Origin of the sequence: Cupriavidus nantongensis, from assembly GCF_001598055.1 — a bacterium.
GTDB lineage: Bacteria > Pseudomonadota > Gammaproteobacteria > Burkholderiales > Burkholderiaceae > Cupriavidus > Cupriavidus nantongensis.
In genome coordinates this window covers 3,752,665-3,767,952 of the sequence record NZ_CP014844.1, presented here as the reverse complement: position 1 = coordinate 3,767,952, position 15,288 = coordinate 3,752,665, and the positions used below count along the sequence as shown (strand labels likewise).

The window sequence follows — 15,288 nt, the reverse complement described above, 5'->3', positions numbered from 1 at the left end:
TGTGCGGGCTGCGGCGCAAGCGGCGCGCAGCGCCGCGGCATGCGGCGGTTGGACTGCAACCCGGCGGCGCCGGGCTTGGCAGACGGACAGGTTCCATTCTAGCAATTCCTGTCCCGCACAGGCCGCCGCCGTGCCCCGAGGGGCACCTGCGCCACAGCGCCGGGTGGCGCATGCGTGGCCGTGGCGCCCGGGCGATCCAGGGACCACGGAGACCTACCTTACAGGTAGAACATCTCTTCCTTCGGCGGAATCGGCTTGTCGCCGCCGCGCTGCTCGTAGTAGTCGTAGACCGCTTCCAGCACTTCGTGGGGCTCGTCGACGATCTTCATCAGATCCAGGTCGTGCTCGGCGATCAGGCCCATCGGCAGCAGCGTGAAGCGGAACCAGTCCAGCAGGCCCTTCCAGAAGCGGCTGCCGAACATGATCACCGGCACCGAGCGTGACTTGCCGGTCTGCACCAGCGTCAGCACCTCGGCCAGCTCGTCGAGCGTGCCGAAGCCGCCCGGCATCACGATAAAGGCGTCGGAATTCTTGACGAAGGTGACCTTGCGGGTGAAGAAGTGGCGAAAGCGCATGGCAATGTCCTGGTACGGATTGCCCTGCTGCTCGTGCGGCAGTTCGATGTTCAGGCCGACGCTGGCGGACTTGCCCGCGTGCGCGCCCTTGTTGGCCGCTTCCATGATGCCGGGGCCGCCGCCGGAGATCACGGCAAAGCCGGCGTCGGAGAACAGCCGCGCGATCTCGATGGTGCGCTGGTAGTAGGGAGAGTCCTCGCGCAGGCGCGCGCTGCCGTAGATCGACACCGCCGGGCGGATCTCGGACAGGTACTCGGTGGCCTCGATGAACTCTGCCATAATCGTGAACATTTGCCACGAGGCGCGCGCCTTCTTTGCGGTTGCGCGGTCTTCGTCGGCCAGCGCACGCAGGCTGGGGATCATCTTGCGCGGATTGGCGCGCGCCGCCGCCGCAGCAGCCTTTTCAGCAGCAACTTCCGGCGGATTGCCCGCGGCGGCGGCATCGGCCGCAGCGGCAACGGCCGCGGCGTGCTCGGAGGCAGCTTCCGGCGGCGGTTGTACGGTATCGCCGGAGATATCAGCAACGTCCGGGTCAGCAAGGGGGGCGGTCGAGGCACCGCCTGCAGCGGCACCAGTCAATTTTGAGTCCATGGGAATGTCGGATAGTCCAAAAACACTCTTGCTCGTCGATGGATCGAGCTATCTGTATCGCGCTTATCACGCTTTGCCGGACCTGAGGAATGGGGAGGGTCTGCCCACAGGGGCAATCTACGGCATGATCAACATGCTGCGCAAGTTGCGCAACGACTACCCGGCAGAGTATAGCGCCTGCGTGTTCGACGCGAAGGGCAGGACCTTCCGCGACGACCTGTACCCGGCCTACAAGGAACACCGCCCGTCGATGCCCGAGGACCTGGCGCGCCAGATCGAGCCGATCCACGAGGCCGTGCGCGCGCTGGGCTGGCCGATCGTGGTGGTCGACGGCGTCGAGGCCGACGACGTGATCGGCACATTGTCGCGCCAGGCCATGGAGCAGGGCGTGCGCACGGTGGTGTCGACCGGCGACAAGGACCTGGCGCAGCTGGTCAACGAGCAGGTCACGCTGGTCAACACCATGAGCGGCGAAGTGCTCGACCCTGCCGGCGTGGTGGCCAAGTTCGGCGTGCCGCCGGAGCGCATCATCGACTATCTGTCGCTGATCGGCGATGCCGTCGACAACGTGCCGGGCGTGCCCAAGGTCGGCCCCAAGACCGCGGTCAAATGGCTGGCCGAGCATGGCTCGCTCGACGGCGTGATCGCGGCCGCGCCCGGCATCAAGGGCGTGGTCGGCGAGAACCTGCGCAACACGCTGGAATGGCTGCCGATGGCGCGCCGCCTGGTGACGGTCAAGACCGACTGCGACCTGAGCAAGTCGGTTGCCGATTTCCACGCGCTGCGCGAGACCGGCGAGGACAAGGAACAGCTGGTGGCGTTCTTCCAGCGCTATGGCTTCAAGACCTGGCTGCGCGAGGCCACCGGCGAAAGCCTGCCCGATGCGCGCGCGCAGGCCCGCGCCCGCGCCGCGGCCAGCGCGCCGGCGCAGGGCGGCCTGTTCGACGCGCCGGCGCCGTCGGCCGACGCCGGCGCGGCGCCGGCCGAGGACGCGGCGCCCACCGAGATCCGCTACGAGACCGTCACCACCCCGGGCATGCTGGAAGACTGGCTGCGGCGCATCGAGTCCGCGCCGCTGGTGGCGATCGATACCGAGACCACCTCGCTCGATCCGATGCAGGCGCAGCTGGTCGGCATCTCGCTGTCGGCGGCGCCGGGCGAGGCCTGCTATATCCCGGTGGCGCACCGCGGCCCCGACGTGGCCGGCCTGCCCGAGCACGGCCAGCTTGCGCGCGAGTTCGTGCTGGAACGCATGCGTGCCTGGCTCGAAGATGCCAGCCGTCCCAAGCTCGGCCAGAACCTGAAGTACGACGTCCATGTGTTCGCCAACCACGGCATCAAGCTGCGCGGCATTGCGCACGACACCATGCTGCAGAGCTACGTGCTGGCCTCGCACCGCAACCACGGCATGGACAGCCTGGCCGAGCGCCTGCTGAGCCTGAAGACCATCACCTATGAAGAGGTGTGCGGCAAGGGCGCGAGCCAGATCGGCTTCGACCAGATCGACCTGGCGCGCGCCACCGAGTACGCCGCCGAGGATGCCGACGTGACGCTGCGCCTGCATCGCCGGATGTTCCCGCAGGTCGAGGCCGCGGCCGGGCTGCGCCGCGTCTATGAAGAGATCGAGATGCCGGTCTCGGTGGTGCTGCAGAAGGTCGAGCGCAACGGCGTGCTGATCGACGCCGAACGCCTGGCCGCGCAGAGCGCCGAGCTGGGCCAGCGCATGCTGGCGCTGGAGCAGTCGGCCTACGAGGCCGCGGGCCAGCCGTTCAACCTGGGTTCGCCCAAGCAGATCGGCGAGATCCTGTTCAACCAGATGAAGCTGCCGGTGGTGAAGAAGACCGCCAGCGGCGCGCCGTCGACCGACGAAGAGGTGCTGCAGAAGCTGGCCGAGGACTACCCGCTGCCCAAGCTGCTGCTGGACTACCGCGGCCTGTCCAAGCTCAAGTCCACCTACACCGACAAGCTGCCGAAGATGGTCAACCCGCAGACCGGGCGCGTGCATACCAGCTACGGCCAGGCCACCGCGGTGACCGGGCGGCTGGCGTCGACCGAGCCCAACCTGCAGAACATCCCGGTGCGCACCGAGGAAGGCCGCCGCATCCGCGAGGCCTTTATCGCCGAGCCGGGCAGCGTGATCGTGTCGGCCGACTATTCGCAGATCGAGCTGCGCATCATGGCCCATATCTCGGGCGACGAGAACTTGCTGCGCGCCTTTGCCAACGGCGAGGACATCCACCGCGCCACCGCCGCCGAGATCTTCGGCGTCGAGCGCGACGCCGTCAGCAGCGAGCAGCGCCGCTACGCCAAGGTGATCAACTTCGGCCTGATCTACGGCATGAGCGCGTTCGGGCTGGCCAGCAACCTGGGCATCGAGCGCGAGGCCGCCAAGCACTATATCGACCGCTACTTCATGCGCTACCCGGGCGTGGCCCACTACATGGAAGAGACGCGCCAGACCGCGCGCGAGCAGAGCTATGTCGAGACCGTGTTCGGCCGGCGCCTGTGGCTGCCCGATATCAACGGCGGCAGCGGCCCGCGCCGCCAGGCCGCCGAGCGCGCCGCCATCAATGCGCCGATGCAGGGCACCGCGGCCGACCTGATCAAGCTGTCGATGATCGCGGTGCAGGACTGGCTGGAGCGCGACGGCCTGCAGACGCGCCAGATCATGCAGGTGCACGATGAACTGGTGCTGGAAGTGCCCGAGCACGAACTGGAACTGGTCAAGGCGCGGCTGCCCGAGCTGATGTGCACGGTGGCCGAGCTGCGCGTGCCGCTGGTGGCCGAAGTCGGCAGCGGCGCCAACTGGGAAGAAGCGCACTGAGGCTGCCCGGGCCTTCCCCTGGCGAGCCGGCACCCCGGCCGGCTCGCTGCCCCTGCGTGGTGGTATCGAATGAAGCGACTGCTGAGTCGGCGTGCGGCGCTTGCCAGTCATGCTGCAATGCAGCAGACTGTGGCAAACGCCTCATTAAACGCCTCAGCAGTGCCTCAGGCAAGAATTTATAAAAACGCAGCAGGTAGACCATGACAGAAACAAGGACGCACCGCATCGTCGTCGTCGGCGGCGGAGCAGGGGGGCTGGAACTGGTAACGAAGCTGGGCGACAAGCTCGGCCGCAAGGGCGCGGCGCAGGTGGTGCTGGTGGACCGCCTGCCCACGCATATCTGGAAACCGCTGCTGCATGAAGTCGCCGCCGGCAGCATGGACCCCAACACGCACCAGCTGGAATACGCGGCGCAGGCGCGCTGGCATCATTTCGAGTTCCAGCAGGGCGAGCTGACCGGCATCGACCGCACCCGCAAGACCATCTCGGTGTCGGCCTGCGTCGACCAGGACGGCGCCGAGCTGCTGCCCGCGCGCGAACTGCCGTACGACACGCTGGTGCTGGCGATCGGCTGCGTCACGCATTTCTTCGGCGTGCCGGGCGCCGCCGAGCACGCCATTGCGCTCGACACCGTGGCCCAGGCCGAGCGCTTCCGCAAGCGGCTGATCGCGGCCTGCGTGCGCGCCCAGAACGGGCGCGGCCGCGTGGATGGCGACGGCCGGCCGCGCGTGGACGTGGCCATCATCGGCGCCGGCGCCACCGGCGTCGAGCTGTCGGCGGAGCTGCGCAACACCGCGCACGTGCTCAGCGCCTATGGCCTGCACCGGCTCGACCCGCGCCGCGACGTGCGCATCCACGTGATCGAGGCCGGTCCGCGCATCCTGCCGGCGCTGTCCGAGCGGGTTTCGGCCGAGACCGCCAAGCTGCTCCGCAAGCTGGATGTCGACGTCTTTACCAGCGAGCGCGTGACCGAGGTCACGCCGCAGGCCGTGCTGACCGCCAGTGGCAAGACCATCGACGCCGACCTGACGGTGTGGGCCGCCGGCATCACCGCACCCGCGGTGCTGGCCAGCCTGGGCCTGCCGGTCAGCCGCCAGGGCCAGATCGTGGTCGGCCCGACGCTGCAGAGCGAGGGCGACCCGGACATCTTCGCCTTTGGCGATTGCGCCAGCTGCCCGTGGCCGGAGAAGCAGACCTCGGTGCCGCCGCGCGCGCAGGCCGCGCACCAGCAGGCCACCTTCCTTTACGAAGCGCTGTGCGCGCGGCTGGCGGGACGGCCGCTGCCGAAGTTTGCCTTCAAGGACTTTGGCTCGCTGGTGTCGCTGGGCCATTTCAGCGCGGTGGGCAGCCTGATGGGCGGGCTGATCGGCGGCTCGATGTTTATCGAAGGGCTGATGGCGCGCTTCATGTACACCTCGCTGTACCGGATGCACGTGATGGCGCTGCACGGCGCGGTCGGGATGGCGCTGGACACCGTCTCGCACTGGCTGCGCAGCAAGACCAGTCCGCGCGTCAAGCTGCACTGACGCATGGCCCGGGCCCCCCGCTTGTGGGTGGGGGCGCCGGCGGGCCTGCGCCGCCATGTTTTCTCCATGTCTGCTTAAAATCGGGCGCGGGCGCCGCGTGGCGGCCCAGCCACCAACGATCCTGGAGACAAGCATGCTCAAACCAGAAGTGGACAGCCTGGTCCCCGGCCAGACCTTCGACCGCCGCGGCTTCGTCAAGACCGCGCTGGGTTCCGCCTTTGCGGCCGCCGCCCTGCCGGTGATGGCCCAGCAGGCGATCAAGACCGATTTTGCCGGCCTGAACGCGGGCGAGGTCTCGATTCCGTCGGGCGGCTTCAGCATGCCGGCCTACCGCGCCCAACCGGAAGGCAAGAAGAACCTGCCGGTGGTGCTGGTGGTCAGCGAGATCTTCGGCGTGCACGAATATATTGCCGACGTGTGCCGGCGCTTTGCCAAGCTGGGTTACCTGGCGATCGCGCCGGAACTGTTCGCGCGCCAGGGCGATCCGGAGAGCTTCGGCACCATCCAGGAATTGCAGCGCGAAATCATCGCCAAGGTGCCCGATGCGCAGGTGATGGGCGACCTGGACGCTGCCGTGGCCTGGGCCGGCGCCAACGGCGGCGATGTCTCGCGCCTGGCCATCACCGGGTTCTGCTGGGGCGGCCGCATAACCTGGCTCTACGCCGCGCACAGCCAGCGCCTGAAGGCCGGCGTGGCCTGGTACGGCCAGCTCTCGCCCGAGCCGACGCCGATCAAGCCCAAGAATCCCATCGACCTGGTCGGCCAGCTCCACGCGCCGGTGCTGGGCCTGTACGGCGGCAAGGACACCGGCATCCCGCTGGAGCAGGTGGAGCGGATGAAGACCGCGCTGGCGTCGTCGTCCGACCCGGACGCCAGGCGCTCGCGCTTTATCGTCTATCCCGAGTCCGGCCACGCCTTCCATGCGGACTACCGGCCCAGCTACCGCGAAGCCGATGCCAGGGACGGCTGGCAGAAGTGCCTGGACTGGTTCCGGCAGCACGGAGTCGCCTGACCTGGCAAGCGGTCCCCGCCCCGGGCGTTGCCTGCCGGCCGACGGCAGGATTGCAAAGTCCCGGCGGATACGTACAATGCGGCCTTTGAGTTATTGCAACATTGTTGCGTTTGCCGCCCGACGCGATGCGGGCGGAACGGCGGGGCCGCCCGGCACCGCCACCCCGGGAGCCCATCATCCATTCGACGCTTTTGTATATCCTGCTCGCCGCCACGATCTCGGGGGTGGGCAGCATCTTCGGGGCGGCGCTGCTGTCGCTGACGGTGGCGTCCCGCGTGGTCGAGCGCATGGTGAGCTTTTCGGTGGGCGTGCTGCTGGCCACCGCGCTGCTGCATTCGCTGCCCGAGGCGTTCGAGTCCGGCGCCGATCCGCGCGCGCTGTTCGGCACCTTGCTGGCCGGGCTGCTGGGTTTCTTCCTGCTGGAAAAGCTGTCGCTGCTGCGCCATTCGCACCATCACGAGGGCGACGGGCACCACCACCACCACGGCCATGACCGCGAGGAAGCGGGCCGCAGCGGCCTGACCATCCTGGTCGGCGACACCTTCCACAACTTTGCCGACGGCATCGTGATCGCGGCGGCCTTCCTGGCCGACCCGCATATCGGCGTGGTCACCGCGCTGGCAATCGCGGCGCACGAGATCCCGCAAGAGGTGGGCGACTTTATCGTGCTGCTCAACGCCGGCTTCTCCAAGGCGCGCGCCTTTGCCTTCAACCTGCTGTCGAGCCTGGCGGCGATTGCCGGCGGGGTGGTCGGGTATTTCCTGCTCGACCAGCTGAGCGGTTGGATTCCCTACGTGCTGGTGATCGCGGCCAGCAGCTTTATCTATATCGCCGTCAGCGACCTGATGCCGCAGATGCAGCGCAAGCCGCGCTGGCGCGAATCGGCGATCCAGGTGGTGCTGGTGGCGGCGGGGATCTCGGCCATCGTCTTCATTACCAACGGCGTGCACGAAAGCCACAGCCACGGCGCTCATGGTGCTCATGGTGCTCATGGTGCTCAGGGCCACGACGGCCACAGCCACGCCGCGCCCGTCGCGTCGTCACGCTAGCCGGCTCAGCCTGCTCCGGTAGCGACAGGGCGCGCCGGATCCGCGCACCATTCGCTCCACGACCCCGGATACAGCGCCGCGCCGCCCAGGCCGGCGGCTTCCAGCGCCAGCAGGTTGTGGCAGGCCGTGACGCCCGAGCCGCACTGCATCACCGCCTGCGCCGCGGCATGCGTGCCCAGCACCGCGCCGAATTCGGCGCGCAGCGTTTCGGCCGGCTTGAAGCGGCCTTCCGCGTCCAGGTTGTCCTTGAAGAATCGATTGACCGCGCCCGGGATATGGCCGCCGACCGCATCCAGGGTTTCGTTCTCGCCGCGGAAGCGGTCGGGCGCGCGCGCATCGACCACCAGCAGCCGGCCCTGGTCGAGGTTGTCCACGAGTGTGTCCGCATCGACGGTCGGCACCAGCGACTTGCCGCGGCGGATCGTGCCCGGCACGTCGGGCTCTGCCGCGGCATCGTGCTCCAGCGGCAGGCCGGCCTTGACCCAGGCATTCTTGCCGCCATCGAGCACGGCCACGGCATCGTGGCCGATCCAGCGCAGCAGCCACCACAGCCGCGCGGCAAACATGCCGCCCTGGGCGTCGTAGGCGACCACCGGGGTGTCGTCGTCGATGCCGAGCGCCTGCAGGCGCGCGACCAGGTCGTCGGCGTCCGGCAGCGGATGGCGGCCGTTGCGGCCGGTCTTGCGGCCGGACAGCTCGTTGTCAAGGTGCAGGTAGAAGGCGCCTGGCAGGTGGCCGGTGCGGTAGGCCTCGCGGCCGGCGGCGGGGTCGGCCAGGTCGAAGCTGCAGTCGATCACGACGCAGCGGCCGGGGCCGGCCAGCAGAGACTGCAGTGCGGTGACGGAAATCAGCGGTTTCTGCATGGGAATCCTGTAGCGAGCGGAGAAAGAAATCCGGGGCGGTCGGGCTTACCGAATGCTACACCTCGGGGTGCACTTCCGCCTCCGGCGACTTGACCGGCGTGGCAGGAGTGGGCTTGGCGTCGGTGCCCTGGCGCGCGCGCATCAGCGTGGTGGCGATGCCGCTGGCGATGATCAGCCCCATGCCCAGCCACGACAGCCAGTTCAGGCGGTCGGACCAGATCAGCATGCCCCATACGCTGGAGAAGACGATGCCGGCGTATTGCAGGTTGGCGGTGAGCAGGGTGTTGCCGCGCTTGTAGGCGCGCGTCATCGCGGTCTGGCCGAGCGTAGCCAGGATGCCGATCGCCAGCAGCAGGCCGGCGCCGTACCAGGTATGCGGGCTGGTGCCGCCGAGCAGCATCCACACCAGCCCGGCAATCATGCCGACCAGCGAGAAATAGAACACGATGCGGCCTTCGGGCTCGCCCAGCTGGCCGAGCTGGCGCACCTCGACATAGGCCAGCGCGGTGAAGATGCCCGAGATCAGCCCGACCAGGCCGCCGGTCAGCTGGTCCTTGCCCACCGACGGCTGCAGCAGGCAGATGACCCCGGCAAACGACAGCAGGATGGCCAGCACCAGCCGGCGGTCGGCGTTGCCGCCGGTGCCGGCCAGCGCCGCGCTGGCGCCCAGGATCAGCGCGATCCACACCGGCGACATGTAGTTCAGCGTCATCGCGGTGGCCAGCGGCAGCAGCGAGATCGAGGTGAACCACAGCATCAGCGAGGTCACGCCGAACACGCTGCGCTTGATATGCGACAGCATGTACGGGGTGCGCACCGAGACCCCGCGCGAGGACAGCAGCACCCACATGATCACCACGCTGATCAGGCCGCGATAGAACACGATCTCGCCGGTGGTGTAGAGGTCGGACGCCAGCTTGACGCCAACCCCCATCAGCGAAAAGGCGAAGGCGGCGAACAGCATCCAGAGCGATTGCATGGCGAGGGCGCGGTGAAGCGGGCAGGAGCGAAGGAGAGAGGGCCGCGCGCGAGCGGGGCTCTGCGGCCCCGCGTCGATCGCGCCGGACAATGATTCTAGCAGCGCACATGGCCTGCAAAGTAAAACGGACCGCCGTGGCGGTCCGTTTCAGGTTGCGTTGTGCGCTGATCGCACTAGCCCGCGTAGGCCATGGCGCGGCGGTACCACTCGTGGAAGTGCTGCATGCCGTCTTCCATCGGCGACTGGTACGGGCCGACCTCGCTGGTGCCGCGCTTGAGCAGCGCCAGCCGGCCGGCATCCATGCGTTCGGCGATCTCGTCGTCCTCGATGCAGGTTTCCATGTAGGCGGCGCGTTCGGCCTCGACGAACTCGCGCTCGAACAGCGCGATTTCCTCGGGGTAGTAGAACTCCACCACATTGCGGGTCTTGCGCGGGCCGACCGGGTGCAGCGTCGAGATCACCAGCACGTTCGGGTACCACTCCACCATGATGTTGGGGTAGTAGGTCAGCCAGATCGCGCCGTGCTTGGGCAGCACGCCGTTGTTGAAGCGCAGCACCGCGTCGTGCCATTTCTGGTACGTCGGGCTGCCGGGGCGCTTCAGGCCGGCGTGCAGGCCGACGGTCTGCACGCTGTGCCATTCGCCGAACTCCCACTTGAGGTCGTCGCACGAGACGAAGCTGCCCAGTCCCGGGTGGAACGGCACCACGTGGTAGTCCTCGAGGTAGACCTCGATGAAGGTCTTCCAGTTGTAGTCGCACTCGTGCACCTCGACGTGGTCGAGCATGTAGCCGTCGAAGTTCAGGTCCTGCGCCACGCCCAGCCGCGCCAGGTCGGCGCGCACGTCGCGCGGGCCCTCGAACAGCAGGCCGTTCCAGTTCTGCAGCGGCGAGCGTTTCAGGTGCAGGCAGGGCTGCTGCTCGAAATGTGGCGCGCCGAGCAGTTCGCCCTTGAGGTCGTAGGTCCAGCGGTGCAGGGGGCAGACGATGTTCTGCTTGTTGCCGCGGCCGTTCAGCATGATGGCCTGGCGATGGCGGCAGACGTTGGACATCAGCTCGACGCCGGCGGCGTTGCGCACCAGCATGCGGCCTTCGTCCTCGGCCTTGAGCGTGTGGTAGTCGCCGGTTTCCGGGACCATCAGTTCATGGCCGACATAGCCCGGGCCATTCCGGAACAGCAGCTCGAGTTCTTGTTGATGCAGCGCTTCGTCGAAGTAGACGCCGACGGGCAGTTGCGAATCAGCCGGCGCCAGGTTGAGCGCGGTGCTGAGATTGGACATTATCCCCACTCCCAGATGAACAGGTGAAAGCAGTGAACAACCCAACCATCGAAAATGGAATCGATTTGGGAAAGACTGCCGCCCGGCGGGACACTCTTGCAACCCCTGGCGGCGAACGGGAGATTGTACCCGACCCGAAAAGTTAAGGGACTGATTTTTTTGCCTTTTTAGCGAAAAAGTCGACCCGGGTCGTCTTCTGGGTGCCGTAGCGGGCGCATTCGGAAAGACGACCCGAGCGCACAAGTCACTTCTGCATCGGAAGCACCCGATCGGGGCACGGTATCCTCCGGCAAGATGGGGGCATGGCCGCGCTTTGGCGTAAAATCCGGGCTTCCCCATCCGGGTTTCCCCCGGTTCCAGCTTCCAGGGCCTGATATGCCAAAAACCACGACCGCTGCGGTCCAGACCGACAACACCGCCGACCCCGCCTCGGCGCCGCCCGCTTCCTACGAGGCGGCGATGGCCGAACTGGAGACGCTGGTGGCCAGCATGGAAAGCGGCGAGCTGCCGCTCGAGGCCTCGCTCGCGGCGTACCGCCGCGGCGCCGAGCTGGTGCGCTACTGCCAGCAGAAGCTGGAGCGGGTCGAGCAGCAGGTGCGGGTGCTGGAGGGCGACGCGCTCAGGCCGCTGGCAGGAGATGGCAACGGTGCCAATGGCGCACAGGAGACGGACCAGGCATGAGCGACTTCGCACAATGGATGCAGGCGCAGGGCGTGCGCACCGAGGCCGCCCTGCAGGCCGCGCTGCCCGATGCCGGCACGGTGCCGCATACGCTGCACGAAGCGATGCGCTATGCTGCGCTCGGTGGCGGCAAGCGCGTGCGCCCGCTGCTGGTCCATGCCGCCGGCGAAGTCAGCGGCGCGGCCCCGGCGGCCTGCGACGCGGCCGCGTGCGCGGTGGAGATGATCCACGCCTATTCGCTGGTCCACGACGACATGCCGTGCATGGACGACGACGACCTGCGCCGCGGCCGGCCGACCGTGCACAAGGCCTATGACGAGGCCACCGCGCTGCTGGTCGGCGATGCGCTGCAGACCCAGGCCTTCATCGTGCTGGCGGAGGCCGGACCGATCGCGCCCGCGGTGCGGCTGCAGCTGGTGGCGGAACTGGCGCGGGCCTCGGGCTCGGCCGGCATGGCCGGTGGCCAGGCGATCGACCTGCAGAACGTGGGCCGCGCCATGACGCGCGACGCGCTCGAGGCCATGCACCGCATGAAGACCGGCGCGCTGCTGCGCGCCAGCGTGCGCATGGGCGCGCTGTGTGGCGAGATCGACGCCGCGGGCCTGGCCGCGCTGGACCGCTACGCGGCGGCGGTGGGATTGGCGTTCCAGGTGGTAGACGATATTCTGGACGTCACCGCCGATACCGCGACGCTGGGCAAGACCGCCGGCAAGGACGCCGCCCACGACAAGCCCACCTACGTGTCGCTGCTGGGGCTGGACGCGGCCCGCGAACTGGCCGGGTCGCTGCGCGCCGAGGCCTACCAGGCGCTGGCCGGCTTCGGCGAGCGCGCCGCCCGGCTGCGCGACCTGGCGGACCTGATCGTGCTGCGCACGCATTAAACTAGAGCCGGCCGAACGGACATCATGACCTACGCACTCCTCAACAAGATTGACGCCCCCGCGGACCTGCGCAAGCTCGACCGGCGCGAGCTCCAGACCCTGGCCGACGAACTGCGCGCCTACGTGCTGGAGTCGGTCTCGCAGACTGGCGGCCACCTGTCGTCCAACCTGGGCACGGTCGAACTGACCATCGCGCTGCACTATGTCTTCAACACCCCGGACGACCGGCTGGTGTGGGACGTGGGCCACCAGAGCTACCCGCACAAGATCCTGACCGGCCGCCGCGAGCGCATGCGCACGCTGCGCCAGTGGGGCGGCATCTCCGGCTTCCCGCGCCGCAGCGAGAGCGAATACGACACCTTCGGCACCGCGCACTCGTCGACCTCGATCTCGGCCGCGCTGGGCATGGCGCTGGGCGCGCGCACGCTGGGCGAGAAGCGGGTCTCGGTGGCGGTGATCGGCGACGGCGCGATGACCGCCGGCATGGCCTTCGAGGCGCTCAACAACGCCGGCGTCTACAAGGACCTGCCGCTGGTGGTGGTGCTCAACGACAACGACATGTCGATCTCGCCGCCGGTGGGCGCGCTTAACCGCCACCTGGCGCGGCTGCTGAGCGGCCAGTTCTACGCCGCCACCAAGAAGGGCATCGAGAAGGTGCTGTCGGTGGCGCCGCCGGTGCTGGAGTTCGCCAAGCGCTTCGAGGAACACGCCAAGGGCATGATGGTGCCGGCCACGCTGTTCGAGGAATTCGGCTTCAACTACATCGGCCCGATCGACGGCCACGACCTGAATTCGCTGGTGCCGACGCTGCAGAACATCCGCGAGCGCGCGCTCGAGGGCGGCGGCCCGCAGTTCCTGCACGTGGTCACCAAGAAGGGCCAGGGCTACAAGCTGGCCGAGGCCGACCCCATCCTCTACCACGGCCCGGGCAAGTTCAACCCGGCCGAAGGCATCCGCCCGGCCGCCAAGCCCGCGCGCAAGACCTACACCCAGGTGTTCGGCGACTGGCTGTGCGACATGGCCGCGGCCGACAAGCGCCTGGTCGGCATCACCCCGGCCATGCGCGAGGGCTCGGGCATGGTCGAGTTCGAGAAGCGCTTCCCCGAGCGCTACTACGACGTCGGCATCGCCGAGCAGCATGCGGTGACCTTCGCCGGCGGCCTGGCCTGCGAGGGCCTGAAGCCGGTGGTGGCGATCTACTCGACCTTCCTGCAGCGCGGCTACGACCAGCTGATCCACGACGTGGCGCTGCAGAACCTGCCGGTGGTATTCGCGCTGGACCGCGCCGGCCTGGTCGGCGCCGACGGCGCGACCCACGCCGGCGCCTACGATATTGCCTACCTGCGCTGCATCCCTAACATGATGGTGATGACGCCGTCCGACGAGAACGAGTGCCGCCAGCTGCTGACCACTGCGTTCCAGCAGGACTGCCCGAGCGCGGTGCGCTATCCGCGCGGCTCCGGCCCGGGCGCGGCGATCGCCGCCGACCTGGCCCCGGTGCCGGTGGGCAAGGGCGTGGTGCGCCGCGAGGGCGGCGCGCGCGCCGGGCACCGCGTCGGCTTGCTGGCATTTGGCTCGATGGTGCAGCCGGCGCTGGGCGCGGCCGAGGCGCTCGACGCCACCGTGGCCGACATGCGCTTCGTCAAGCCGCTCGACGTGGCGCTGGTCAAGCGCCTGGCTGCCGACCACGACTACCTGGTGACGGTGGAAGAGGGCAGCGTGATGGGCGGCGCCGGCAGCGCCGTGCTGGAAGCGCTGGCCGAGGCCGGCATCGACAAGCCGGTGCTGACGCTGGGCCTGCCCGACCGCTTCGTCGACCATGGCGACCCGGGTTTCCTGCTGCAGCAATGCGGCCTCGACGCGGCCGGCATCGAGCGCTCGGTGCGCGAGCGTTTCGGGCTCGACCAGCCGCAGGTCACGGTCGCCTCGCGCGTGGCCTGATCACCTGCCATCCCCAAGGGGATTCGGGCCGCCGCGCCACGGGTGCGTCCGAATTCCCTTACACTCCGATTTTTGTGTTCGCAGCTGCGGGTCGGCACGCCAGTGCCGGGTCCCGTGGTTTCACACTCGTTGCGCGGCATGGAGGGACTGCGAAAATGCCGCGACCGTAAGGGCTTGTGCCTGCCTGCGCAACCCTGGAGGAAACCGTAGATGAATGACATCAACCCCGCCTTCGTGATGCCCGACGTCCAGTCGAGCCCCGACACCCGCCAGATCCCGATCCAGCGTGTCGGCGTGAAGGGCGTGCGCTATCCCGTGACCCTGAAGACCCCGGCCGGCGTCGTGCCGACCGTCGGCACCTTCAACCTCGACGTGCACCTGCCCGCCGACCAGAAGGGCACGCATATGTCGCGCTTCGTCGCGCTGCTGGAGGAAGAGCGCGCGCCGCTGGAGCTGGCCAGCTTCCGGCTGATGCTGGACAAGATGCTGGAGAAGCTCGAAGCCGAGGCCGGTCGCATCGAGGTCACGTTCCCGTACTTCATCAGCAAGATCGCGCCGGTGTCGGGCGTGGAGTCGCTGCTGGACTACGAGGTCACGCTGACCGGCGAAGTGCGCAACGGCGCCACGCGGGTTTTCCTGAAGGCGCTGGTGCCGGTGACCAGCCTGTGCCCGTGCTCGAAGAAGATCTCGCAGTACGGCGCGCACAACCAGCGCTCGCATATCACCATGAACGTCGAGCTGGCCGGCGAGCTGCCGGTCGAAGCGCTGGTCCGCATGGCCGAGGAAGAGGCATCGTGCGAACTGTGGGGGCTGCTCAAGCGGCCCGACGAAAAGTTCGTCACCGAGCGTGCCTACGAGAACCCCAAGTTCGTCGAGGACCTGGTGCGCGACATCGCCATGCGGCTCAATGCCGATGAGCGCATCGTGGCCTATGTGCTGGAGGCGGAGAACTTCGAGTCGATCCACAACCACAGCGCGTATGCGGTGATCGAGCGGGACAAGCGCGTCGGTTGATTGGGGTTATCGCTGTAAGAAAAAAAGCCACCAGAGTTCGGTGGCTTTTTTTCTTGGATGCGCTGCGGTATGTCG

The 15,288-nt window shown here is 68.1% G+C and carries 12 protein-coding genes; 8 read left to right on the top strand and 4 right to left on the bottom strand.

The window, feature by feature from the left end; all coding sequences use genetic code 11:
• Window positions 1–218: 218 nt before the first annotated feature.
• Window positions 219–1,166: an LOG family protein gene (locus A2G96_RS17355; protein ID WP_231909594.1), complete on the bottom strand. Its 948-nt coding sequence runs from the start codon at window positions 1,164–1,166 to the stop codon at window positions 219–221.
• A gap of 4 nt (window positions 1,167–1,170) precedes the next feature.
• Between A2G96_RS17355 and polA the strand changes: the two genes are divergently transcribed.
• The 4 genes from polA to A2G96_RS17335 all read left to right on the top strand — a co-directional run bounded on the left by polA (window position 1,171) and on the right by A2G96_RS17335 (window position 7,577).
• On the top strand, window positions 1,171–3,990 hold the full coding sequence (polA, locus tag A2G96_RS17350; protein ID WP_062801317.1) for a DNA polymerase I: 2,820 nt from the start codon (window positions 1,171–1,173) through the stop codon (window positions 3,988–3,990).
• Window positions 3,991–4,190: 200 nt separating this feature from the next.
• Window positions 4,191–5,516, top strand: a complete 1,326-nt coding sequence (locus tag A2G96_RS17345; protein ID WP_062801314.1) for an NAD(P)/FAD-dependent oxidoreductase — start codon at window positions 4,191–4,193, stop codon at window positions 5,514–5,516.
• 133 nt (window positions 5,517–5,649) lie between these two features.
• Window positions 5,650–6,528 (top strand): dienelactone hydrolase family protein, encoded by an 879-nt coding sequence (locus A2G96_RS17340; RefSeq protein WP_062801312.1) that lies wholly within the window; start codon window positions 5,650–5,652, stop codon window positions 6,526–6,528.
• Between the two features lie 125 nt (window positions 6,529–6,653).
• Window positions 6,654–7,577: a ZIP family metal transporter gene (locus tag A2G96_RS17335; protein WP_062801310.1), complete on the top strand. Its 924-nt coding sequence runs from the start codon at window positions 6,654–6,656 to the stop codon at window positions 7,575–7,577.
• 5 nt (window positions 7,578–7,582) lie between these two features.
• Here the strand turns inward: A2G96_RS17335 and A2G96_RS17330 are convergent, their stop codons facing one another.
• The 3 genes from A2G96_RS17330 to A2G96_RS17320 all read right to left on the bottom strand — a co-directional run bounded on the left by A2G96_RS17330 (window position 7,583) and on the right by A2G96_RS17320 (window position 10,696).
• Complete coding sequence (locus A2G96_RS17330) at window positions 7,583–8,440, bottom strand: sulfurtransferase (protein ID WP_062801307.1); 858 nt, start codon at window positions 8,438–8,440, stop codon at window positions 7,583–7,585.
• 55 nt (window positions 8,441–8,495) lie between these two features.
• Window positions 8,496–9,419: a DMT family transporter gene (locus A2G96_RS17325; RefSeq protein WP_062801305.1), complete on the bottom strand. Its 924-nt coding sequence runs from the start codon at window positions 9,417–9,419 to the stop codon at window positions 8,496–8,498.
• Window positions 9,420–9,592: 173 nt separating this feature from the next.
• Entirely contained in the window at window positions 9,593–10,696 is a 1,104-nt protein-coding gene (locus A2G96_RS17320; protein ID WP_062801303.1) for an aromatic ring-hydroxylating oxygenase subunit alpha, read from the bottom strand.
• A gap of 375 nt (window positions 10,697–11,071) precedes the next feature.
• Between A2G96_RS17320 and A2G96_RS17315 the strand changes: the two genes are divergently transcribed.
• The 4 genes from A2G96_RS17315 to folE2 all read left to right on the top strand — a co-directional run bounded on the left by A2G96_RS17315 (window position 11,072) and on the right by folE2 (window position 15,213).
• The gene (locus A2G96_RS17315; protein ID WP_062801301.1) at window positions 11,072–11,377 is read left to right on the top strand and encodes an exodeoxyribonuclease VII small subunit; all 306 of its coding nucleotides are present in this window, start codon (window positions 11,072–11,074) and stop codon (window positions 11,375–11,377) included.
• Complete coding sequence (locus A2G96_RS17310) at window positions 11,374–12,258, top strand: polyprenyl synthetase family protein (RefSeq protein ID WP_062801299.1); 885 nt, start codon at window positions 11,374–11,376, stop codon at window positions 12,256–12,258. The genes A2G96_RS17315 and A2G96_RS17310 overlap by 4 nt, the downstream gene beginning before the upstream one ends.
• 24 nt (window positions 12,259–12,282) lie before the next feature.
• On the top strand, window positions 12,283–14,199 hold the full coding sequence (dxs, locus tag A2G96_RS17305; RefSeq protein ID WP_062801297.1) for a 1-deoxy-D-xylulose-5-phosphate synthase: 1,917 nt from the start codon (window positions 12,283–12,285) through the stop codon (window positions 14,197–14,199).
• A 210-nt stretch (window positions 14,200–14,409) separates the two neighbouring features.
• Window positions 14,410–15,213 carry a GTP cyclohydrolase FolE2 gene (folE2, locus tag A2G96_RS17300; RefSeq protein ID WP_062801295.1) on the top strand — a complete coding sequence of 268 codons (804 nt, stop codon included), beginning with the start codon at window positions 14,410–14,412 and terminating at the stop codon, window positions 15,211–15,213.
• Window positions 15,214–15,288 lie beyond the last annotated feature (75 nt).